This window comes from Halomonas saccharevitans (genome assembly GCF_032333995.1).
Taxonomy (GTDB): Bacteria; Pseudomonadota; Gammaproteobacteria; order Pseudomonadales; family Halomonadaceae; genus Halomonas; species Halomonas saccharevitans.
In genome coordinates, this window is sequence record NZ_JAVXUR010000004.1 from 184799 (window position 1) to 204984 (window position 20186).

Below are 20186 nucleotides of genomic sequence, written 5' to 3' on the forward strand. Positions count from 1 at the left end.
TTTCCGTGTAGAGTTCCGGGCGCAATTATCCATGCCGGGAGAGTGCCTTGAGCCTGCGTCTGCAAGCCCGAAAGCTGGCCTGTGAGCGGGACGATCGCTGGCTGTTCAGAGACCTGGACCTGGAACTCCATGCCGGCGAGATCGTGCGCGTGGAAGGCCCCAACGGCAGTGGCAAGACCACCCTGCTGAAGATCCTCTCCGGGCAGCTGGCCGACTTCGACGGCGAGCTCTACTGGAACGAGCATCCCATGCGCCGCACGCGCCAGGACTTCCTGGCCAACCTGCTTTATCTGGGTCATGCCCCGGGGGTCAAGGCGGCGCTGACGCCGCTGGAGAACCTCGCCTGGTACCAGGCCCTGGCAGGCGAGCCCGACGACGAGCCCGCGCGTTTCGCGGCGCTCTCGGCCGTGGGGCTGGTCGGCTTCGAGGACCTGCCCGCCGGGCAGCTCTCCGCCGGCCAGCAGCGCCGCGTGGCCCTGGCGCGCCTGGAGCTGATTCCGCGTCCGCTGTGGGTGCTCGACGAGCCGTTCACCGCCATCGACCGCGACGGCGTCGCGGATCTCGAGGCGCGCCTGGCCGCCCATGCCCGTCGCGGCGGCTGCGTGCTGGTCACGACCCATCACGAACTCGCCGACACGCCCGCCCTGCGGCGGATTCGGCTCGGTCAGGGGGCGCGTGATGTCGAACTCTGATCCTCATCTGGCACGGGAAGCGGACGCCGTTCGGCTGTTCCGGGAACCCGAGGGCGGCGCCGGGGTCGCAATCCGGGCAACGCTGAAACGCGACCTGGTGCTGTTGATGCGCCGACGCAGCGAGGTGTTGAACCCGCTGGTGTTCTTCGCCCTGGTGATCACCCTGTTCCCGATCGGCATTTCGCCAGACCCGGAACTGCTGGCGACCATCGCGCCGGGCCTTCTGTGGGTGGCGGCGCTGCTCGCGGCCCTGCTGTCCCTGGATAGCCTGTTTCGCAGCGACTACGAGGACGGCTCCCTGGAGCAGCTGCTGCTCTCGCCCCAGCCGCTGCCGGCGCTGGCGCTGGCCAAGGTGGCGGTGCACTGGCTGTTGACCGGTCTGCCGCTGGCGCTGATGGCACCGATACTGGGCATCATGCTGGCGCTGCCGGCGGGCAGCTACGCGGTGCTGGCGCTGTCGCTGGCGCTGGGTAGCGCCAGCCTGAGCCTGATCGGCGCCATCGGCGCGGCGCTGACCGTGGGGCTATCCCGGGGCGGCGTGCTGCTCTCGCTGCTGGTGTTGCCACTCTATATCCCGGTGCTGATCTTCGGCGCCGGCGCCGTGCAGGCGGCCATCTTCGGCGAGGGGGTCGCGGCGCACCTGGCGATTCTCGGGGCACTTCTGGCAGTCGCGCTGATCCTGGCCCCCTGGGCGATCGCGGCGTCACTGCGCATCAGTATCAACGGTTGAGGACGACAATCGGCATGTGGGCCTTCATACATAAGCTCGGATCCCCCAAGTGGTTCTATGGCATCAGCGCACGGCTCTCGCCCTGGTTCTGGGCGGCGGCGGCGCTGCTGATCGTCGTCGGCAGCGTCTGGGGGCTGGCCTTCGCGCCCGCCGACTACCAGCAGGGCAACAGCTTTCGCATCATCTACGTGCACGTGCCCGCGGCCTTCCTGGCGCAGTCCATCTTCGTCAGCATGGCGATCGCCGGGTTCGTCTTCATGGTCTGGAAGATCAAGGTCGCCGACATGGCCGCGGCGATGATGGCCCCGCTGGGCGCGGCCATGACCTTCGTGGCACTGTTCTCCGGCGCGGTCTGGGGCGTGCCCACCTGGGGCACCTGGTGGATGTGGGACGCGCGCCTCACCTCGATGCTGATCCTGCTGTTTCTGTACTTCGGCGTGATCGCCCTGCGCGGCGCCTTCGCAAGCCGCGACAGCGCCTCCCGCGCCGCCTCGGTGCTGGCCATGGTCGGCGTGATCAACATTCCCATCATCAAGTACTCGGTGGACTGGTGGTACACCCTGCACCAGCCCGCCACCTTCAGCGTCACCTCGCGCCCGGCCATGCCGTTGGAGATGTGGGCGCCGCTGCTGATCATGGTGCTGGGCTTCTACTGTTTCTTCATCGCGGTGACCCTGATGCGCACGCGCAGCGAGATCCTGCGTCGCGAATCGAACAAGCGCTGGGTGCGTGAGCTCGCCGGGGAGGTGAACTGATGGCCTTCGATTCCCTCTCGGCCTTCCTCGCCATGGGCGGCCACGGCGTCTACGTGTGGGCCTCCTGGGGCCTGACCGGTCTGCTGCTGGTCGGCGTGGTTCTCCACGCCCGCGCCGAGCGCCGAGCGCTGCTGCGCGACCTGCGCCGCCGGGCACGACGCGAGCAGCGCCGCGGCGCCTCGACACCGGTTTCACATCAAGAGGGCCACGCCCGTGAGAGCTAAACGCAAGCAGAAACTGTTCGTGATCCTGGGGCTGGTCTCGCTGGCCGCCATCGCCGTGGGCCTGACGCTCTACGCGCTGCGCAGCAACATCAACCTCTTCTTCAGCCCGGTGCAGATCACCGCCGGCGATGCCCCGCTGGAGCGCCAGATTCGCGCCGGCGGCATGGTCCGCGAGGGCACGGTGGAGCGTGACCCGGAAAGCCTCGAGGTCGTGTTTACCGTGACCGACTATGTCGAAGACGTCGAGGTGCGCTACAGCGGCATCCTGCCCGACCTGTTCCGTGAGGGGCAGGGCGTGGTGGTGGTCGGTGAGCTCCAGCAGGGCGGCTGGCTGCGTGCCGACCAGGTGCTGGCTCGCCATGACGAGAACTACATGCCCCCCGAGGTGGCCCAGGCGCTGGAGGAGGCCGGCTATTCGCCGGAGGACTACCAGGCCAAGGCGGCCGAGGTGGGCAAACGGCTCGAGGCGCAGAACGACGGCGCCCGTGCGAACTGATCCGGAGTGTCCATGCAGACCCTGATGATCCCCGAAATCGGCCACTTCGCCCTGATCATTGCCCTGCTGATGGCCTTGGTCCAGGGCATCATGCCGCTGGCCGGCGCGGCGACCCGCCGCCCGCTGTGGATGGCCTACGGGCGGCCCATGGCCACCGGCCAGTTCCTGTTCCTGGCCATCGCCTACGCCTGCCTGACGGCCAGCTATATGCTGGATGACTTCAGTGTGGCCAACGTGGCCAACAACTCCAACTCGCTGCTGCCCTGGTACTACAAGGCCAGCGCCGTCTGGGGTAACCACGAGGGCTCGGTGCTGCTGTGGAGCCTGATCCTCGGCGCCTGGACCTTCGCGGTGAGCCGCTTCTCCCGCGAGCTGCCCCGCGACATGCTGGCCCGGGTGCTGGGCGTGATGGGCCTGGTCAGCGTCGGCTTCCTGGCCTTCGTGCTGATCACCTCCAACCCCTTCGAGCGGCTGCTGCCCAACGTGCCCCAGGATGGCGCCGACCTGAACCCGCTGCTGCAGGATTTCGGCCTGATCGTCCATCCGCCGATGCTCTACATGGGCTACGTGGGCTTCTCGGTGGTCTTCGCCTTCGCCATCGCCGCCCTGCTGGGTGGCCGCCTGGACGCCGCCTGGACTCGCTGGGCACGGCCCTGGACCAACATTGCCTGGGCGTTTCTCACCGTGGGCATCGCCCTGGGCAGCTGGTGGGCTTACTACGAGCTCGGCTGGGGAGGCTGGTGGTTCTGGGATCCGGTCGAGAACGCCTCGCTGCTGCCCTGGCTCGCCGGCACCGCGCTGATCCACTCCCTGGCGGTGACCGAGAAACGCGGCTCCTTCAAGAGTTGGACGGTGCTGCTGGCGATCTCCACCTTCTCGCTGTCGCTGATGGGCACCTTCCTGGTGCGCTCGGGTGTGCTCACCTCGGTACACGCCTTCGCCAACGACCCGTCTCGAGGGCTCTTCATCCTGGTGCTGCTGGGCATCACCGTGGGCCTGTCGCTGCTGCTGTTTGCGCTGCGCGCCCCGCGCGTCAGCCACCAGGTCGCCTTCAGCTGGCTGTCGCGTGACGCCCTGCTGCTGATCAACAACATCCTGCTGGTGATCATGACCGTCACGGTGCTGCTGGGCACGGTCTATCCGCTGCTGCTCGACGCCATGGACCTCGGCAAGATCAGCGTCGGCCCGCCCTACTTCAATGCGCTCTTCGTGCCGCTCACCGTGGTGCTGTGCCTGTTCATGGGGCTGGGGCCGCTGGCGCGCTGGAAGCGCACCGGCGGGCGGGACCTGCTCAAGCGCAGCTGGCTGGCCGGTCTGCTGGCGCTGATCATCGGCGCCCTGGCGCCGCTGCTCTACCGCGGCGAGTGGAACCTGCAGGTGAGCCTCGGCGTGCTGATCTCGCTGTGGGTCGTGCTGCCCATGGTCCGTGACCTCTGGGTCAAGACGCGCCATTCGTCCGGCCGGCTGGCCGGCGCCAGGCGCCTGTCGCTGGCTTACTGGGGCATGATCCTCGGCCACCTCGGCGTGGCGGTGACGATCATCGGCGTCACCGTGGTCTCCAACTACGCCATCGACCGCAACGTGCGCATGGGGGTGGGCGATAGCGTCGAGCTCGCCGGCTACACCTTCACCATGACCGAGCTCGGCAGCCGTCGCGGCCCCAACTTCCTGGCCGATTTCGCCGAGATCGAGGTGCGCCGCGGCGATAGCCAGCGCACCTTCGCCATGACCCCCGAGAAGCGTCTCTACCTCGCCCGGGGCATGCCGATGACCGATGTCGCGCTGCGCCCGGGATTGTTCCGCGACCTCTACGTCGCCATGGGCGAGGACCTCGAGGACGGCAGCTGGGCCATGCGTCTGCAGTACAAGCCCTTCGTGCGCTGGCTGTGGCTGGGCGGGCTCTTGATGGCGGCTGGCGGCATCCTGGCGGTGGCCGATCGCCGCTACCGGCGTACCGTAACCGCCCGCGACCCCGAGCAGGGCGTCGCGGCCGAGCCCAGGGAGGCCACGGCATGAAGCGTCGCCTGCTGCTGCTGCTGCCGCTGCTCGGTTTCCTGGTGCTCGGGGGCTTCCTCTACCAGGGCCTGGCGATGAATCCCTTCGATCGCGACTCGGCGCTGATGGCCCGGGACTTCCCGGCCTTCGAGCTGACGACCCTGGAGGACCCGGAGCGGGTGGTGGACGAATCCCTGCTCACCGGCGAGGTCACCCTGGTCAACGTCTGGGGCGAGTGGTGCCCGACCTGCAAGCAGGAGATGCCGCAACTGCTCGACCTGGCCGATCGCGGCGTGCGCCTGGTCGGCGTCGACTACAAGGATACCCGGGAGAAGGGCCGCGAGTTCCTGGCCGAGTTCGGCAACCCCTTCGAGGTCAACGTCTTCGACCCCGAGGGCAGCCTCGGCTTCGATCTCGGCGTCTACGGCGCCCCGGAGACCTTCCTGGTCGATGCCGACGGCATCATTCGCTATCACCATACCGGCTACATCAAGCCGGAAGACGTGCGCGAGACGATACTGCCGGAGGTGGAAAAATGGCGAGAGTGATCCGCGGCCTGCTGGCCGCCCTGCTTCTGTTGCCGCTGTTCGCCCAGGCGGGCGGCATCGAGGTGCGTCAGTTCGACGACCCGGTGACCGAGCAGCGCTACCAGGATCTGACGGCGAGCCTGCGCTGCCCCAAGTGCGAGAACCAGGCGATCGGCGACTCCGACTCGCCGATCGCCGGCGACATGCGTGACCGAGTCTACGTTCAGCTTCGGGATGGCCGCTCCGACAAGGAGATACTGGACTTCATGGTGAGCCGCTTCGGCGACTACGTGCTCTACAATCCGCGTCTCGAGGGCCGCACCCTGCTGCTGTGGGGGCTGCCCGCGGCGCTGGTGCTGCTCGGCGCCCTGGTGGTGGTGCTGATGGTGCGCGCGCGTCGCCGCAGCTCGGCCCGTGCCCTGAGCGCCGAGGAGCGTGATCGCCTGGATGCCCTGATCAATCGCGAGAGAACCGAATGACCCTGCTATGGATCGCCCTGGCCGTGCTGCTGCTGCCGGCCCTGTGGTTGCTGGTGGCCCCACTGCGTCGTGCCGCCGCTGTGCGCGCGGCTCAGCGTGATTTCGAGGCCAACGATCGCACCACCGAACAGAATCTTGCCATCTATCGTCGCCGGCTGGCGTCGCTTCAGGCCGCCCACGCGCGCGGCGAGATCGATGCCGCCCGCCTAGAGGAAGATCGCCTGGAGCTCGAGCGCAGCCTGCTCGAGGACACCGAGCATCTCGAGCGCGCTCCGCTGGCATCGGCCGCCTCCGGCCGGCTGGTGGTGCCGGTGGTGATGGTGGCCGTGGTGCTGGTCAGCTTCTTCTGGTACCTCCGCGAGGGCGCCGAGGGCGACCTCGCCCTCTACACCGTGCAGCAGCAGGTGATGAGCGACCCCGAGGGCTCGCTGCCGGTGCTGATCGAGCGCCTCGAGGAGCAGGCCCAGCGCCAGCCCGATAACCCCAACGTCTGGCGCTCGCTGTTCCCGCTCTATCGCGACAGCGGCCGCATCGACGCGGCCACGCGCGCCCTGGAGCGGCTGGTCGCGCTGGAGGGGCGCCAGCCCTGGCTGCTCGCCGAGCTCGCCCAGATCCGCTACTTCGCCGCCGGCCGCGAGATGACCGCCGAGGTCCAGGCGCTGGTCGACGAGGTGTTGGCCATGGAGCCCGCCCAGCCCACGGTAATCGGCATGCTCGGTATCGAGGCCTTCGAGGCCGGCGACTTTGAAGCCGCCATCGACCACTGGCGCCGCGCCATCGCCGGCATGAACAACCCGGACTCAGCCGAGGCCCTGCGCGAGGGCATCCGTGTGGCCCAGCAACGCCTGGGCGTGACTCCCGATCCGGCCAAGCCGGCGGTTGCCGAGGGGCCCGGCATCGCCGTGCGGGTCAGCCTGGCCGACGAGCTCGCCGGTCGGCTCAATGATGACGCCACCGTCTTCGTGGTGGCCCGCGACCCCGCCGGCGAGCTGCCGCCGCTGGCCGTGGCTCGGGCGCGGCTCGGCGAGTTGCCGCTTACCACGGTGCTCAACGATGCCGACGCCATGGCGCCGATGGCCAAGCTCTCCCAGGTCGAGACGGCGCGGCTGACGGTGCGCGTTTCCCAGAGCGGGGAGGCCACGCCGCAGCCAGGCGATCTGGTCGGCACCCTCGGCGGGGTCTCGGTGGGCATGATCGACGGCGATGCCGTCGAGGTGGTGATCGACCGGGTCGTCGAGTGAGTCCATGCGCCTGACATCGATCCGCCTGGCGGGCTTCAAGTCCTTCATTGACCCGGTCACGGTGCCCTTCGATGGCAACATGACCGCCATCGTCGGCCCCAACGGCTGCGGCAAGTCCAACATCATCGATGCCGTGCGCTGGGTCATGGGCGAGTCCTCGGCCAAGACCCTGCGCGGCGAGTCGATGACCGACGTCATCTTCAACGGCTCCACCGGCCGCAAGCCGGTGGGCATGGCTTCCATCGAGCTGATCTTCGACAACCGCGACGGCGCCATGGGCGGCATCTACGCCCAGTACGCCGAGATCGCGGTTAAGCGTCAGGTCACCCGCGACTCCCAGTCCAACTACTTCTTCAACGGCCAGAAGTGCCGGCGTCGCGATATCGCCGATCTGTTCCTGGGCACCGGCCTCGGGCCGCGCTCCTACGCCATCATCGGCCAGGGCATGATCTCGCGGCTGATCGAGGCCCGCCCCGAGGAGCTGCGCGCCACCCTCGAGGAGGCCGCCGGCATTTCCAAGTACAAGGAGCGGCGACGCGAGACCGAGAACCGCATGCGCCGCACCCAGGAGAACCTGGAGCGTCTGGAGGACATCCGCGAGGAGCTCGACAAGCAGCTCGAGCGCTTGAAGCGCCAGGCCGAGGCGGCTAGGCGCTACCAGAACCTCAAGCAGGAGGAGCATCGCCTCAAGGGCGAGCTTTCGCTGCTGCGTGGCCGCGCCCTGCGCGCCAGCCAGACCGAGGAGGAGACCCGCGTCCGCGAGTTCGAGACCGCGGTGGAGCGCGAGGTGCTGGGCATGCGCCAGGCCGAGACGCGCCTCGAGGAGGCCCGCGCCGAGCACGACCGCCTGGCCGAGGAGCTGGACGGTCGGCAGTCGAGCTTCTACGAGACCACCACCGCCATCGCCCGCCTGGAGCAGGACCTGGAGCACACCCGCTCCCGCGACCAGCAGCTGGCGCGGGATCTCGAGGCCGCGCGCCGCGAGCTCGCCGAGCTGGCCCGCTTGGGTGACGACGACGGCGAACGCCTGGCGCGTCTCGAGGAGCGCCTCGAGACCCTGGGGCCCGAGCAGGAGGAGGTGGCGGAGCAGCTCGCCGAGCTGGAGGCCGCCCTGGAGGAGGCCGAACCGCTGGCAGAGGAGGCCGAGGCCGCCTGGGAGAGCTTCGGCGAGCGCTGGCAGGAGCAGAGCCGCGAGGCCGAGCGTGCCCAGGATCGCCTGCGCGACCTAGAGGGCCGGCTCGAACGCCTCTCGGCCGACGAACGCCGCCGTCGCCAGCAGCACGAGGAGCTCCCCGACATCGCCGGCCTCGGCGAGCAGCGTCGTGAGCTCGCCGAGCGCCACGCCGAGCTCGAGGGCCAGCTGGCCGAACTCGAGGCGCGTCGCGGCGAACTCCAGGTCGATCGCGACGCCGCCCGCGGCGAGGTGCGCGAGGCCGAGGAGGCCCGCGAGACCGATCGCCAGCGTCGCAGCACCCTGCAGGGCGAACTGGCCTCGCTGGAGGCCCTGATCGAGGCCGCCCTGGCCGATCACGACGAGGCTCTCGACGAGCACCTGACCGCCCACGGCCTGGGCGATCAGCCGCGCCTCGGCGAGGCGCTCGAGGTCGAGCCCGGCTGGGAGGAGGCGGTCTCCTGGGTGCTGTCGCCCTGGTTGAGTGCGCGCCTGGCGCCGCGGGACGCGTCCCGGGAGGCCATGGCGGCGCCGCCCCAGGCCGAGCTCGGCCTGCTCGAGGCCGATGAGGTGAGCGCCCCGGCGGGAAGTCTCGCCGTTCGGGTGCGCGGCGCCGGAGCGGCCGGCCAGTGGCTCGCCGGCATCCGCTGCGTCGAGAGCCGGGAGGCGGCCTGGGCCGCGCGCGAGGCGCTCGCCGCCGGCGAGAGCCTGATTACCCCCGACGGCCTCTGGCTCGGTGCGGGCTGGGTGCGTCATCGCGGTGCCGGTGCCGGGCCCGATGCCCTGCTGGTCAGCCGGCGTCGCGAGGCCGAGGTGCGCGAGTCTCTCGGCGAGGTGGAGGCGCGCCTCGGCGAGCAGGAAGAGCGTCTCGAGGCGGCCGCGGCCCGGGTCGAGCAGCGCGAGTCGGCCCTGGAGCAGACGCGCCAGGAGGAGCGCGAGCTCGAGCAGCAGCGCCAGCAGCTGGCCGTGCAGGAGAGTGGGCTCGCCAGCCGACTCGAGCACCTGGAAGGGCGCGCCGCCGAGCTTGCCGAGGAACTCGAGGGGCTGGCCGAAAACCGCGAGGAGGCGATGCTGGCCCTGGAAGAGGCGCGCGAGCAGTGGCAGGCGGCCATGGCCCGGTTGGAGGAGGGCGCCGAGACCCGCGAGCGTCTCGAGCGGCAGCGCCGCGAGGCCAGGGAGCGGCTGGCCGCGCTGCGCACTCGCCAGCGTCCGCTGGCCGACCAGGCTCAGCGTCTGGCCCTCGAGCAGGAGCGGACGACCACCGAGCGTACGGGCCTGGCCGAGCAGCAGGGGCGGGCCGGCGAGGCCCGGGAGCGCCTCGAGCTGCGCTGCGCCGAGCTGGAGGAAGCCCGCGAGGGGCTCCACGAGCCTGACGAGGAGCGCCGCGAACGCCTCGACGAGCTGCTGGCCCGCCGCGAGCGCGAGGAGCGAGTGCTCAACGAGACTCGCGCCCGGGCCGCCGAGCTGGTCGAGCGCCTGCGCGAGGACGAGCAGGCCCGCCAGGGGCACGAGCGCAACCTCGAGGGTGTCCGCGAACGCCTGCAGGAGTCGCGCATGCAGGTCCAGGCCCTCGCCCTCAAGGCCGAGACCCAGGACGAGCAGCTCGCCGAGCTGAACCACGATGCCGCGAACCTGGCCGAGCATCTCGATCCCAACGCCACCGAATCCGCCTGGCAGACTCGGCTGGAGGAGGTCGGCGAGCGCATCCGGCGGCTGGGCGCCATCAACCTGGCGGCCATCGAGGAGTATGACCAGCAGGCCGAGCGCCGCGACTACCTGGAGGCCCAGCACGCCGAGCTCAGCGAGGCCCTGGAGACTCTGGATCGGGCGATCCGCCGGATCGATCAGGAAACACGGTCGCGATTCCGCGACACCTTCCAGCGAGTCAACAACGGCCTGCAGGAACTTTTTCCGCGAGTGTTCGGTGGCGGAACCGCATGGCTGACGCTGACCGGCGAGGATTTGCTGGAGACCGGCGTGGCCATCATGGCGCGTCCTCCCGGCAAGAAGAACAGCACCATTCATCTGCTCTCGGGCGGCGAAAAGGCGCTCACCGCGCTGTCGATGGTCTTCGCCATCTTTCAGCTCAATCCGGCGCCCTTCTGCATGCTCGATGAAGTCGATGCGCCGCTGGATGATGCCAACGTCGGACGCTACGCCAAGCTGGTGAAGGAGATGTCTGATACCGTTCAGTTCATCTACATTACCCACAACAAGATTGCCATGGAGGCATCGGAACGGTTGATGGGGGTCACCATGCAGGAGCCGGGCGTATCGCGCCTGGTATCGGTAGGCGTGGAGGAGGCCGCGGCCCTGGCCGATGCCTGATGGACTTGAACGTCAACGGTAAACGGGTTAACAAGGATGACAATGAAGACGATAGTGCACGGACGCATGGGGAACCTGAAGGGCGATTGCGAAGGGCAAAGTCGAGTGACGGCATGACAATGCCGAACTTGACAATCAAAAGAATTGGCCCTTTTTTTGGCAGTCGCGCTATGCTGTTGTCGAACAACCATCAGGCATGGCGCCTTAGCAAAAGGCATGACGACCCATGGAATTAAGAGAGTGGCTGATCATTTTAGGGTTGGCGTTGGTGACCCTCATCGTCATCGATGGGGTGCGTCGCCTTCAGCGCCAACGCCGTGTACCGCGTCTGGATCAGGCCGAGAGCGCCACTGCTGATGCGCACGCCGAGCCCGAGGTGGACCCCGAGGCCGAGGCCCGGCGGGCCGAGATCAACTGGGAACTGCCCAACGGAGGGGCGCGGGTCATCAGGCCGGCGGACGAGGGGGGCGTGCGTCCCAAGCCCAAGCTGGAGCGCCAGGAGCATCCTGGCCCGTCACGGGTACTGTCGGAGTTCCGGCGCCATGCCGAAGACCCCACGGCTAACGCTCAGCGGCCGGCGGAGGCTGGGGAGGAGCCGCAGCGTGATTCTTCGACCGCTCGCCCTGAGGCCCCGACCCGCGATGTTCGTCATGCCCATCGTGATGCCGCTCATGAATCGGCTCACGAGACCGCCCAGATGAGCGCCGAGGCTTCTGCGTCCCCGGGTATCGATGCCGCCGAGGACGAGCGCCGTGAGCCGGCGCTCACTAGCCTGGAGGAGTCCGAGGTGCGGGCGGCCGGTGAGGCCTCCGAGGGCATCGGCTCGCTGGCCGCCGATCCACAGGATCACGACGGCTATGCCGACGAAGAGCGCTACCGACTGGTGGATCTCGAGGGCATGGGTGACTCCCTGAAGAGCGGCTCCAAACGGGTCGGCTCCTCCATGCAGCGTTTCGGCGCCTCCCTGCAGAAGTCCCTGAACGATCGCCGCGAGCACAAGCGCGACGAAAAGCAGCGCCGGGAGCAGGCGCGCGCCGAAAAGGACGCCCGCGAGTCGGCGCAGCGGCAGCAGGCCGAGCATGAGCAGGCTGCGCGCGAGGCCGAGCGGCGTCGCCTCGAGGCCGAGGCGGTCGCCCGCACCGACGATGATGATCCACTCTTCACCCCGTCGGGCAGCCGTCACCGGGAGCCCGAGGCTTCCGCCATGGATGGATACCTGGATGAGCGAGTGGAAGAGTTCGTCGATGAAGCCCTGGACGACGGATCGCCGTACGACGACGTGGTGCGTGCCCACCCGGTGCTGGAAAAGGCGCTGCGTCATGACGTCAACGCCGAGCACGCCCGCGAGACCCTGAGTCACGCCGAGGAGATCCTGGTGATCAGCGTGATGTCTCGCGATGAGGAGGGCTTCTCCGGCACGGCGCTGCTCGAGCTGATGATGGCCTGCGGCCTTCGTTACGGTCGCGACATGGGCATCTTTCACCGCTTCGAGACCGAAGACCCGGAGAGTCGCCTGCAGTTCTCGATGGTCAACGTGGTCAAGCCGGGGACCTTCCCCATCGAGGCCATGGACGACTTCCGCACCCAGGGCATCACCCTGCTGATGCCGCTGCCGGGCGCCAGCGACACCGCGGCGGCCTTCGAGGCGATGGTCGAGACCGCCATGGTCATTGTCCGTCATCTGGGCGGCGTGCTGAAGGACGAGCATCGGAGCGTGATGACCGCCCAGACCGTGGAGTTCGCGCGTCAGCGGGTGCAGGAGTTCGAGCGCCGCAACCGCCTCAACCGCTACCAGGTGAACTAGCCAGCACGCCGCTTCGCGGGCCAGTCAAACAACCCCATGATTTCATGGGGTTGTTTCGTTTGGGCAGGCGAAAAGCGGGTGTGCGAGAATAGCCATGCCTTCGTGATACCAGACCAGAGACGCCATGAGCCAAGCCGATCCCGAAGTTCTCGATGAAGTGGTGCGCCTGCGTGCCGAGCTCGACGACGCCAACTACCGCTACTACGTGCTCGACGAGCCCAGGCTGACCGACGCCGACTACGATCGCCGGCTGCGTCGCCTGCAAGTGCTGGAGGAGGCGAACCCTGAGCTGGTGACCGCCGACTCGCCGACCCAGCGGGTCGGGGCCGCGCCCGATGCGGGATTTCCCGAGGTGGCGCACGCCGTGCCGATGCTCTCCCTGGACAACGCCTTCAGCGAGGAAGAGGTCAAGGCCTTCGTGCGACGCGTCGCCGACCGCCTCGAAGCCCACGGCGAACCGCTGGCCTTCTGCTGCGAGCCCAAGCTCGACGGTGCGGCCGTCTCGCTGGTCTACGAGCACGGCGAGCTGGTCGCCGGCGTCACCCGCGGCGACGGCCGCACCGGTGAGGGCATCACCTCCAACCTGCGCACCCTGCGCTCCATCCCGCTCAGGCTGCGCGGCGACGACCCGCCGGCGCTGCTCGAGGTGCGCGGCGAGGTGATCATCAGCCACGCCGGCTTCGAGGCGTTGAACGACCGGGCGCGGGAGGAGGATACCAAGGTGTTCGCCAATCCGCGCAACGCCGCCGCGGGCAGCCTGCGTCAGCTCGACCCCAGGGTCACCGCTACCCGGCCGCTGGAGTTCAGCGCCTACCAGGTGGCACGCATCGAACCGGAGCAGGGCGATGCCAGCCACAGCCAGCTGATGGCGCGGCTCGGCGACTTCGGCTTTCGTACCAGCCAGGAGCTCGCCGTGGTGGAGGGCGCCGAGGGCATCATCGACTACTGCCGCGCGCTCGGCGAGAAGCGCGATCGCCTCGGCTACGACATCGATGGGGTGGTGATCAAGGTCGATGATCTGCGCCTGCAGCGTGAGCTCGGCTTCGTCGCTCGCGCCCCGCGCTGGGCCACCTCCTTCAAGTTTCCCGCCCAGGAGGAGACCACCCGGCTCAACGACGTCGAGTTCCAGGTCGGGCGTACCGGGGCGATCACCCCGGTGGCCAGGCTCGAGCCGGTCTCGGTGGCCGGCGTCACCGTCTCCAACGCTACCCTGCACAACGCCGACGAGATCGCCAGGCTCGACGTGAGGATCGGCGATACCGTGGCGATTCGCCGGGCCGGCGACGTCATCCCCAAGGTGGTGAGGGTGCTCGAGGAGCGCCGCCCGGTGGATGCCGAAACGATCGTCTTTCCCGAGCACTGTCCGGCCTGCGGCTCCCAGATCGAGCACCTGGAGGGCGAAGTGGTGGCGCGCTGCTCCGGCGGGCTCTTTTGCCCCGCCCAGCGCAAGGAAGCGCTCAAGCACTTCGCCTCCCGTCGGGCACTGGACATCGATGGCCTGGGCGAGAAGCTGATCGAGGCGCTGGTCGAGCGTGAGTGGGTGATCACTCCAGCGGATCTCTTCCGACTGGAGGCCCAGCGCCTGGCCGAACTGCCGCGCATGGGCACCAAGTCCTCAGAGAATCTGGTGGCGGCCCTCGACAAGGCCAAGCGAACCACGCTTGCGCGCTTCATCTTCGCCCTGGGCATCCGCGAGGTGGGCGAGACCACCGCCGCCAACCTGGCCCGCCACTTCGGTAGCCTGGAGGCGCTGATGGCCGCCGACGTGGCCGCCCTGGAGTCCGTGGACGATGTGGGGCCCATCGTCGCCGCCCACGTGCACACCTTCTTCCGGCAGCCGCACAACCGCGAGACCATCGAGGATCTGCTGGCCTGCGGTCTGAGCTGGCAGGAAGAGACCATCGGCGAGCGGCCCCAGCCCCTGGCCGGGCAGAGCTGGGTGCTCACTGGCACGCTTGAGAGCATGACCCGCGACGAGGGCAAGGCCCGGCTTCAGGCACTGGGCGCCAAGGTGGCCGGCAGCGTCTCGAAGAAGACCGCCTGCGTGGTGGCCGGCGACGCCGCCGGCAGCAAGCGGGAGAAGGCTGAGCAGATGGGCGTGCCGGTCATCGACGAGGACGAGCTCCTCGGGCGGCTGGCCGAATGGGAAAAAGGAGAGTCCGACTCATGAATGGCGATCGTTTCATCGAGGTGCCCTACCGAATGCTGCCGGGGGAGACCCTCGATGGCCTGCTGGAGGCCTTCGTCACCCGTCAGGGCTATGACACCACCGACACCGGCGAGGGCATGCGCGGCTGGGTCGGCCAGCTCAAGGGCCAGCTCGACCGCGGCGAGCTGCTGATCGCCCACGACCTCGAGACCGAGTCCACCGAGGTGATGACCCTGGCCCAGTGGCGCGCCTTCGGCCGCGACCTGGCCGACGACGAGGAAGAGGGGTAGGGCGCAGGCCACCTCTACGAGCCGTTTCCGATGCCTCTCGCTGATGCTGCGTCCTGCTTCCCTTGTATCAGGTCGCGGATAAGCCGCCGCCCTGGGTGCAGGTGATCGACCAGCGGTGCCTCCAGCGGCAGCGGCTCGTCGCAGATCCGTGAGGCGATCAGCTCGGCGCACAGCGGCGCGCTGGCGAGTCCCCGGGAGCCGTGGGCCGCGCTGATCCACAGGCCGCCATGGTGGCGTCCCGGCGTCGCGGGCACCCGGGTGGCGTCCTTGGCAAGCCGTGCATAGTCCGCCGCCCAGGCCTCGGCCACCGGCACCGGGCCCGCGTAGGGCGACTTGTCGGGGCTCGCCGCGCGCACCGCCGCCCGGCCCGCCAGCGCACCCGGCTCGAGCGTCGCGCCCGCCTCGCGCAGGGCGGCCACGAAGGCCGGCAGGGTGGCCTCGAGTTCCGCCAGGTTCGCCGCGTGGTCGGCCTCGCGCTCGTCGGTCTCGTCCCGGTTCGGGGCGAAGGTGGCGCCGAAGGTGAGCGTTCCATCGAGGGGCGGTGGCACATAGCCCCCGGCACAGACCACTCGCTCGAGCGTTGGGGTGCCTTCGGGAAGCGTCAGCCGGCTCACCTGGCCGCGCACCGGCTGCAGCGGCAGCGCCGCCGTCTGGGCGAAGCGGTTGGCCAGCGCCGCGGTGGCGATCACCACCTGATCCGCCGCCAGGCGCTCGCCGTCGGCCATCTCCAGCGTCCAGCCGTCATCCTCCGGCGTCATCTCGACCACCTCCGCTCGGCGGAACTCCACTCCTGGCATGGCCGCCAGCCGTCGGCACAGCGCCGCCGGGCGCACCCACCCCGCTTCGGGGTAGTAAAGCCCGCCGTGGTCGATCGGCGTGCCGGAAAGTCGCGACGCCTCGTTCGCCGAGACGCCGTGGACCACCCGCTCGGGCAGCGGATGATGGGCCAGGAAGCGCGCCTGGCGGGCCTCTTCCTTGTCGCGCATCGCCAGCTGCAGCACCCCGCAGGGGCGCCATAGTTCCCGCTCGGGGTCGAGGGCCTCGAGCAGGCGGCGGCTGTGCAGCAGCCCGGCGAGATACACCCTGCTCTGGGGATTGGTGTCGGCGGCGAGCTTGACGTAGAGCGCTCCCTGGTCATTGCCGGAGCCGCCGCTGCCCGGGCCCTCGCGGTCGACCAGCGTCACCGCCACGCCGCGCCGGGCCAGCGCCGCGGCTACGCTCGTGCCGGCGATGCCCGCTCCGACCACGACCACCCGGCGGGCCGGCTGCGCCGCGGGGGGCGTGAACCAGGGCGTGGCCCCACGGCGACGATCCTCGGGGGGCACGGCGATCTCGCCGGCGAGCATCTCGCGCTTGCGGCCGAACCCCGGCACCTTGCGCCAGGCGAAGCCGGCCGCCTTGAGGCCGCGCTTGACCACCCCGGCGCAGGTAAAGGTGGCGAGTGTCGCGCCGGGGCGCGAGCGGGCGGCCATGGCGGCGAAGAGCTCGGGCTGCCACATCTCGGGGTTCTTCGACGGCGCGAAGCCGTCGAGGAACCAGGCGTCGACCCGGCCGTCGAGCCGCTCGAGCCGCTCGGTGGTGTCGCCGAAGTGCAGGTCGAGGGTGACCCGATCGTCGAGCCACAGCCGGTGCACGCCGGCCACCGGCTCGGGCCACTGGGCGACCAGGCGGGCGGCCCGCTCGGCGAGATCCGGCCAGGCGGCGAGCGCCCGGGCGAGATCTTCCCGCGCCAGGGGAAACTTCTCGGTGGAGATCAGGTGCAGCCTCGCCGTCGGCGGGGCATGGGCCTCGAAGCAGGCCCAGGCGCACAGCATGTTGAGCCCGGTGCCGAAGCCGGTCTCGCCGATCACGAAGGGTCGAGGCTCCTGCCAGACCTTGAGGCGCTCGGGCAGTCGGTTGGCGTGGATAAAGACGTGCTCGGTCTCGGCGCGACCGTCGTGGCGCGAGAAGTAGACGTCGTCGAAGGCCGTGGAGTGGGGCACCTCCTCGTCGCCGTCGTCTCGTCGCCAGTCCAGGCGAGCGATCTGGAGGCCGGCGAGCGGGGGCAGGGCGTCGGGGGCAGCGGTCACGGCGGGGCTCCGGTCGTTCCGGTCACAGGGGGCGGTGATGGGGCGCGTGATGATACAGGACGCGGACACATGACGCGCTGATCAAGGTTTGATCGATCTCGTCGCGCCGGCACGGCGTCCGGGCTTGGGAAAGGCGTCCGCGGCGTTTCAACAGGCTTGTCCACAGCAGCTGTGGGAAACCGGCTGTGGACAGGCAAACCTGTGGATGGGGATCAGGGCAGGACCTTCTTGAACGGCTTGACGATCGCCTTGGCGTAGACGCCGGCGATCATGTAAGGGTCGGCATCGGCCCAGGCCTGGGCGCTCTCGAGGCTCTCGAACTCGGCGACCACCAGGCTGCCGGTGAAGCCGGCCTCGCCCGGGTCGTTGCTGTCGATGGCCGGGTGCGGGCCGGCCAGCACCAGGCGGCCCTCGTCGCGCAGCGCCTCGAGGCGAGCCAGGTGATCCGGACGGGCGGCCAGGCGCCGTTCCAGGCTGTTATTCACATCTTCACTGATGATGGCGTAGAGCATCGCGGTTCTTCCTCGTGGTGGGCGGCTCTCGCCGCGGGTGCCGATGGCCCCGTCATTGACCGTCATCGGTCGCGCGAGCACCATGTCGAGATATTCTGACAAACTCATCTGCCGGCGTCATGCCCATGACCGCACCTCCCGCCCGATTCGAGGGCGAACCGCACCGCGTCGATTTGCACATGCACTCCACGGCCTCCGACGGCGCCCTGCCGCCGGCCGAGGTGGTGGCGCTGTGCCGGGCCAAGGGCGTTTCCCTGATGGCGCTGACCGACCACGACACCATGGACGGCATCGACGAGGCCGAGGCCGCCGCCCGCGAGCAGGGCATCGGCTTGATCCCCGGCACCGAGCTTTCCACCCAGTGGAGCGGCATCAACATCCACGTGGTGGGCCTGCTGCCCGAGGGGCCGCGGGGCGATCTGGTCGCGGGGCTGGCCGCCCAGGCCGAGGCCCGCGAGCAGCGCTCCTGGCGCATCGCCGAGCGCCTCGAGAAGATCGGTCTGAAGGATGCCCTGGCCCGGGCTCGCGAGCAGGCCGGCAGCGAGCGCCCGCTGGGGCGGCCGGACTTCGCCAAGGCGCTGGTGGCCGCCGGGCTGGTGCCCGATATCGGCACCGCCTTCAAGAAGCACCTCGGCAATGGCAAGGCCGGCGACATCAAGGCGCACTGGCCCTTCCTCGCCACGGCGGTGGCCTGGATCCTCGATGCGGGCGGGGTGGCGGTGCTGGCCCATCCGCTGCGCCACGGCCTGACCCGGCGCAAGCGCGGGCTGCTGCTCGATGACTTCGCCGCCGCCGGCGGCCAGGCCGCTGAGCTGGTCAGCGGCTTCCAGAATCCCGACGTGACCCGCGACCTGGCGCGTCAGCTCCAGGAGCGCGAGCTCTACGGCTCGGTGGGCAGCGACTTCCATTTCCCCGGCGGGCACCTGGCGCCGGGCAGCATGAGCCCGGTGCCGCGCACCGCCACGCCGCCGGTGTGGGCCCACCCGCGCCTGGCCGGGATCGCCGCCACGGCCGCCGGCCGAGATCGCGCCGGTGGGCCGCAGGCCTGATCGTGCGCCCGGCGGCGCATGTTATCGTGGAGCGACGCCATTTCCGGCCACCCAACAGGGAGCTCGCATGAGCCAGTTCTTCCAGATCCACCCGGACAATCCCCAGAAGCGCCTGATCGACCAGGCGATCCAGATCATTCGCGGCGGCGGGGTGGTCGCCTATCCGACCGATTCCGGCTACGCCCTGGGCTGTCACCTGGGCGACAAGAAGGCCATCGAGAAGATCAAGTGGCTGCGCTCGCTCGACGACAAGCACAACTTCACCCTGATCTGCTCGGATCTCTCGGAGATCGGCACCTACGCCAAGGTGGACAACACGGTCTTTCGGCTGCTGAAGGCCCACACGCCTGGCGCCTACACCTTCATCCTCGATGCCACCACCGAGGTCCCAAGGCTGCTGCTGCACCCCAAGCGCCGCTCCATCGGCGTGCGGGTGCCGGACCACCAGATCACCCGGGCCCTGCTCGGCGCCCTGGGCGAGCCGCTGATGAGCGTGACCCTGATTCCGGTGGGCGAGGAGCTGCCGATGACCGACGCCGAGGAGATCCGCGAGCGCTTCGGCAATGATCTCGACCTGATCATCGACGGCGGCGCCTGCCACCTCGAGCCCACCAGCGTGATCGACCTGCGCGACCTGCCGCCGACCATCCTGCGCGAGGGTCGCGGCGACGTCCGTCCCTTCCAGGCCTGATCCTCCGGATCGATCCCCCGCACCGCCGGCTCAGCGGGCCGGCGGCGTCTCGTCCCTGTCGTCATCCTCGTCTGAGCCTTCCTGGGCCTGATCGGCCAGGCGCGGGTCGGGGGAGTCCTCGTCCAGCCAGGTGCCGCAGCGCAGGCAGTACCGAGCGCGCCGCTCGTGGCGGTCATGGCCGCAGCCCGGGCAGGCCTCGTCGGAGTAGCGGTCGGCGCGGATCGAGCGGATCACCTCGGCGGAGAAGACCCCGGTGGGCACGGCGATGATCGAGTAGCCGATCAGCATCACCATCACCGAGATCGCCTGGCCCAGCGGGGTCACCGGCACGATGTCGCCGTAGCCCACCGTGGTCAGGGTGACCACGGCCCAGTAGATCGCCTTGGGGATACTGGTGAAGCCGGCCTCCTCGGGCTCGATCAGGTAGACGAGCGAGGCGAAGATGGTCACCAGCATGAAGACGGTGAACAGGAACAGAAAGATCTGGTGGCTGCTGCGCTTCAGGGCGTCGATCAAAAGCCGCCCCTCGCCGACGAACTCCATCAGGCGAAGCACGCGGAAGATGCGCAGGGTGCGCAGCAGGCGCACCACCACCAGCGACTGGGCGCCCGGCAGCACCAGCGCCAGCCAGGTCGGCAGGATCGCCACCAGGTCGATGATGCCGTAGAAGCTCTTGAGGTACTGCAGCGGACGCTCGAGGCAGTAGAGGCGCACCGCGAGCTCGAGGGTGAAGGCGATCGTGAAGCCCCACTCGATCCAGTAGAAGAGCGCCGCGTGGCCGTCGCGAAAGGCCGCGACGCTCTCCAGCATCACCACCAGCACGCTGGCGAGAATCGCCACGATCAGGGCGATGTCGAAGGCCTTGGCCGCCGGGGTGTCGGACTCGAAGATGATCTGGAAGACCCGGGTGCGCAGGCCTTCGCCCGCGGGCTTGGGGAGGTGGTTCACGAGCGTCGTCCTTGTGGTGGCGGGCCGGGCCTGTCG

At 69.4% G+C, this 20186-nt stretch carries 18 protein-coding genes; 15 read left to right on the forward strand and 3 right to left on the reverse strand.

The window, feature by feature from the left end:
• Positions 1–47 precede the first annotated feature (47 nt).
• The 13 genes from ccmA (at position 48) to RSO68_RS11375 (ending at position 14881) form a co-directional block, all read left to right on the forward strand.
• Complete coding sequence (ccmA, locus tag RSO68_RS11315) at positions 48–692, forward strand: cytochrome c biogenesis heme-transporting ATPase CcmA (protein ID WP_089848512.1); 645 nt, start codon at positions 48–50, stop codon at positions 690–692.
• Entirely contained in the window at positions 679–1422 is a 744-nt protein-coding gene (gene ccmB, locus RSO68_RS11320; RefSeq protein ID WP_089848513.1) for a heme exporter protein CcmB, read from the forward strand. The genes ccmA and ccmB overlap by 14 nt, the downstream gene beginning before the upstream one ends.
• Positions 1423–1436: 14 nt before the next feature.
• On the forward strand, positions 1437–2177 hold the full coding sequence (locus tag RSO68_RS11325) for a heme ABC transporter permease (protein ID WP_089848514.1): 741 nt from the start codon (positions 1437–1439) through the stop codon (positions 2175–2177).
• Positions 2177–2401 (forward strand): heme exporter protein CcmD, encoded by a 225-nt coding sequence (ccmD, locus tag RSO68_RS11330; RefSeq protein WP_089848515.1) that lies wholly within the window; start codon positions 2177–2179, stop codon positions 2399–2401. Before RSO68_RS11325 ends, ccmD begins: the two co-directional genes overlap by 1 nt.
• On the forward strand, positions 2391–2897 hold the full coding sequence (ccmE, locus tag RSO68_RS11335) for a cytochrome c maturation protein CcmE (RefSeq protein ID WP_089848516.1): 507 nt from the start codon (positions 2391–2393) through the stop codon (positions 2895–2897). The genes ccmD and ccmE overlap by 11 nt, the downstream gene beginning before the upstream one ends.
• Positions 2898–2921: 24 nt before the next feature.
• On the forward strand, positions 2922–4913 hold the full coding sequence (locus RSO68_RS11340) for a heme lyase CcmF/NrfE family subunit (protein ID WP_449271879.1): 1992 nt from the start codon (positions 2922–2924) through the stop codon (positions 4911–4913).
• A complete protein-coding gene (locus RSO68_RS11345) occupies positions 4910–5440 on the forward strand; it encodes a DsbE family thiol:disulfide interchange protein (RefSeq protein WP_315586657.1) in 531 nt (176 codons plus the stop codon). Before RSO68_RS11340 ends, RSO68_RS11345 begins: the two co-directional genes overlap by 4 nt.
• The gene (locus RSO68_RS11350) at positions 5428–5898 is read left to right on the forward strand and encodes a cytochrome c-type biogenesis protein (RefSeq protein WP_315586658.1); all 471 of its coding nucleotides are present in this window, start codon (positions 5428–5430) and stop codon (positions 5896–5898) included. Before RSO68_RS11345 ends, RSO68_RS11350 begins: the two co-directional genes overlap by 13 nt.
• Complete coding sequence (gene ccmI / locus RSO68_RS11355) at positions 5895–7139, forward strand: c-type cytochrome biogenesis protein CcmI (RefSeq protein WP_315586659.1); 1245 nt, start codon at positions 5895–5897, stop codon at positions 7137–7139. Before RSO68_RS11350 ends, ccmI begins: the two co-directional genes overlap by 4 nt.
• 4 nt (positions 7140–7143) lie before the next feature.
• Positions 7144–10638, forward strand: a complete 3495-nt coding sequence (gene smc, locus RSO68_RS11360; RefSeq protein WP_315586660.1) for a chromosome segregation protein SMC — start codon at positions 7144–7146, stop codon at positions 10636–10638.
• A gap of 226 nt (positions 10639–10864) precedes the next feature.
• Entirely contained in the window at positions 10865–12442 is a 1578-nt protein-coding gene (gene zipA, locus RSO68_RS11365) for a cell division protein ZipA (protein WP_315586661.1), read from the forward strand.
• A gap of 124 nt (positions 12443–12566) precedes the next feature.
• A complete protein-coding gene (gene ligA / locus RSO68_RS11370; RefSeq protein WP_315586662.1) occupies positions 12567–14612 on the forward strand; it encodes an NAD-dependent DNA ligase LigA in 2046 nt (681 codons plus the stop codon).
• Complete coding sequence (locus tag RSO68_RS11375; RefSeq protein ID WP_089848533.1) at positions 14609–14881, forward strand: YheU family protein; 273 nt, start codon at positions 14609–14611, stop codon at positions 14879–14881. The genes ligA and RSO68_RS11375 overlap by 4 nt, the downstream gene beginning before the upstream one ends.
• A 14-nt stretch (positions 14882–14895) precedes the next feature.
• Here RSO68_RS11375 and mnmC read toward each other — a convergent pair whose 3' ends face one another.
• Both mnmC and RSO68_RS11385 read right to left on the reverse strand, forming a co-directional pair.
• Positions 14896–16950, reverse strand: coding sequence for a bifunctional tRNA (5-methylaminomethyl-2-thiouridine)(34)-methyltransferase MnmD/FAD-dependent 5-carboxymethylaminomethyl-2-thiouridine(34) oxidoreductase MnmC (gene mnmC, locus RSO68_RS11380; protein ID WP_315586663.1), 2055 nt, complete (start codon positions 16948–16950; stop codon positions 14896–14898).
• Positions 16951–17162: 212 nt separating this feature from the next.
• Positions 17163–17462 carry a YciI family protein gene (locus tag RSO68_RS11385; protein ID WP_089848538.1) on the reverse strand — a complete coding sequence of 100 codons (300 nt, stop codon included), beginning with the start codon at positions 17460–17462 and terminating at the stop codon, positions 17163–17165.
• A 119-nt stretch (positions 17463–17581) separates the two neighbouring features.
• Between RSO68_RS11385 and RSO68_RS11390 the strand changes: the two genes are divergently transcribed.
• Together RSO68_RS11390 and RSO68_RS11395 are read left to right on the forward strand one after the other, a co-directional pair.
• Positions 17582–18511 (forward strand): PHP domain-containing protein, encoded by a 930-nt coding sequence (locus tag RSO68_RS11390; protein ID WP_315586664.1) that lies wholly within the window; start codon positions 17582–17584, stop codon positions 18509–18511.
• 67 nt (positions 18512–18578) lie between these two features.
• Complete coding sequence (locus tag RSO68_RS11395) at positions 18579–19202, forward strand: L-threonylcarbamoyladenylate synthase (protein WP_315586665.1); 624 nt, start codon at positions 18579–18581, stop codon at positions 19200–19202.
• Between the two features lie 30 nt (positions 19203–19232).
• Here the strand turns inward: RSO68_RS11395 and RSO68_RS11400 are convergent, their stop codons facing one another.
• The gene (locus RSO68_RS11400; RefSeq protein WP_089848543.1) at positions 19233–20150 is read right to left on the reverse strand and encodes an ion transporter; all 918 of its coding nucleotides are present in this window, start codon (positions 20148–20150) and stop codon (positions 19233–19235) included.
• Between the last annotated feature and the right edge of the window lie 36 nt (positions 20151–20186).

Bases quoted from the DNA above. Each gene is read 5' to 3' on its own strand.
- ccmB (WP_089848513.1), top strand. From the start codon at position 679: ATGTCGAACTCTGATCCTCATCTGGCACGGGAAGCGGACGCCGTTCGG.
- RSO68_RS11325 (WP_089848514.1), top strand. From the start codon at position 1,437: ATGTGGGCCTTCATACATAAGCTCGGATCCCCCAAGTGGTTCTATGGC.
- ccmD (WP_089848515.1), top strand. From the start codon at position 2,177: ATGGCCTTCGATTCCCTCTCGGCCTTCCTCGCCATGGGCGGCCACGGC.
- RSO68_RS11340 (WP_449271879.1), top strand. From the start codon at position 2,922: ATGATCCCCGAAATCGGCCACTTCGCCCTGATCATTGCCCTGCTGATG.
- RSO68_RS11345 (WP_315586657.1), top strand. From the start codon at position 4,910: ATGAAGCGTCGCCTGCTGCTGCTGCTGCCGCTGCTCGGTTTCCTGGTG.
- RSO68_RS11350 (WP_315586658.1), top strand. From the start codon at position 5,428: ATGGCGAGAGTGATCCGCGGCCTGCTGGCCGCCCTGCTTCTGTTGCCG.
- ccmI (WP_315586659.1), top strand. From the start codon at position 5,895: ATGACCCTGCTATGGATCGCCCTGGCCGTGCTGCTGCTGCCGGCCCTG.
- smc (WP_315586660.1), top strand. From the start codon at position 7,144: ATGCGCCTGACATCGATCCGCCTGGCGGGCTTCAAGTCCTTCATTGAC.
- zipA (WP_315586661.1), top strand. From the start codon at position 10,865: ATGGAATTAAGAGAGTGGCTGATCATTTTAGGGTTGGCGTTGGTGACC.
- ligA (WP_315586662.1), top strand. From the start codon at position 12,567: ATGAGCCAAGCCGATCCCGAAGTTCTCGATGAAGTGGTGCGCCTGCGT.
- RSO68_RS11375 (WP_089848533.1), top strand. From the start codon at position 14,609: ATGAATGGCGATCGTTTCATCGAGGTGCCCTACCGAATGCTGCCGGGG.
- RSO68_RS11385 (WP_089848538.1), bottom strand. From the start codon at position 17,462: ATGCTCTACGCCATCATCAGTGAAGATGTGAATAACAGCCTGGAACGG.
- RSO68_RS11390 (WP_315586664.1), top strand. From the start codon at position 17,582: ATGCCCATGACCGCACCTCCCGCCCGATTCGAGGGCGAACCGCACCGC.
- RSO68_RS11395 (WP_315586665.1), top strand. From the start codon at position 18,579: ATGAGCCAGTTCTTCCAGATCCACCCGGACAATCCCCAGAAGCGCCTG.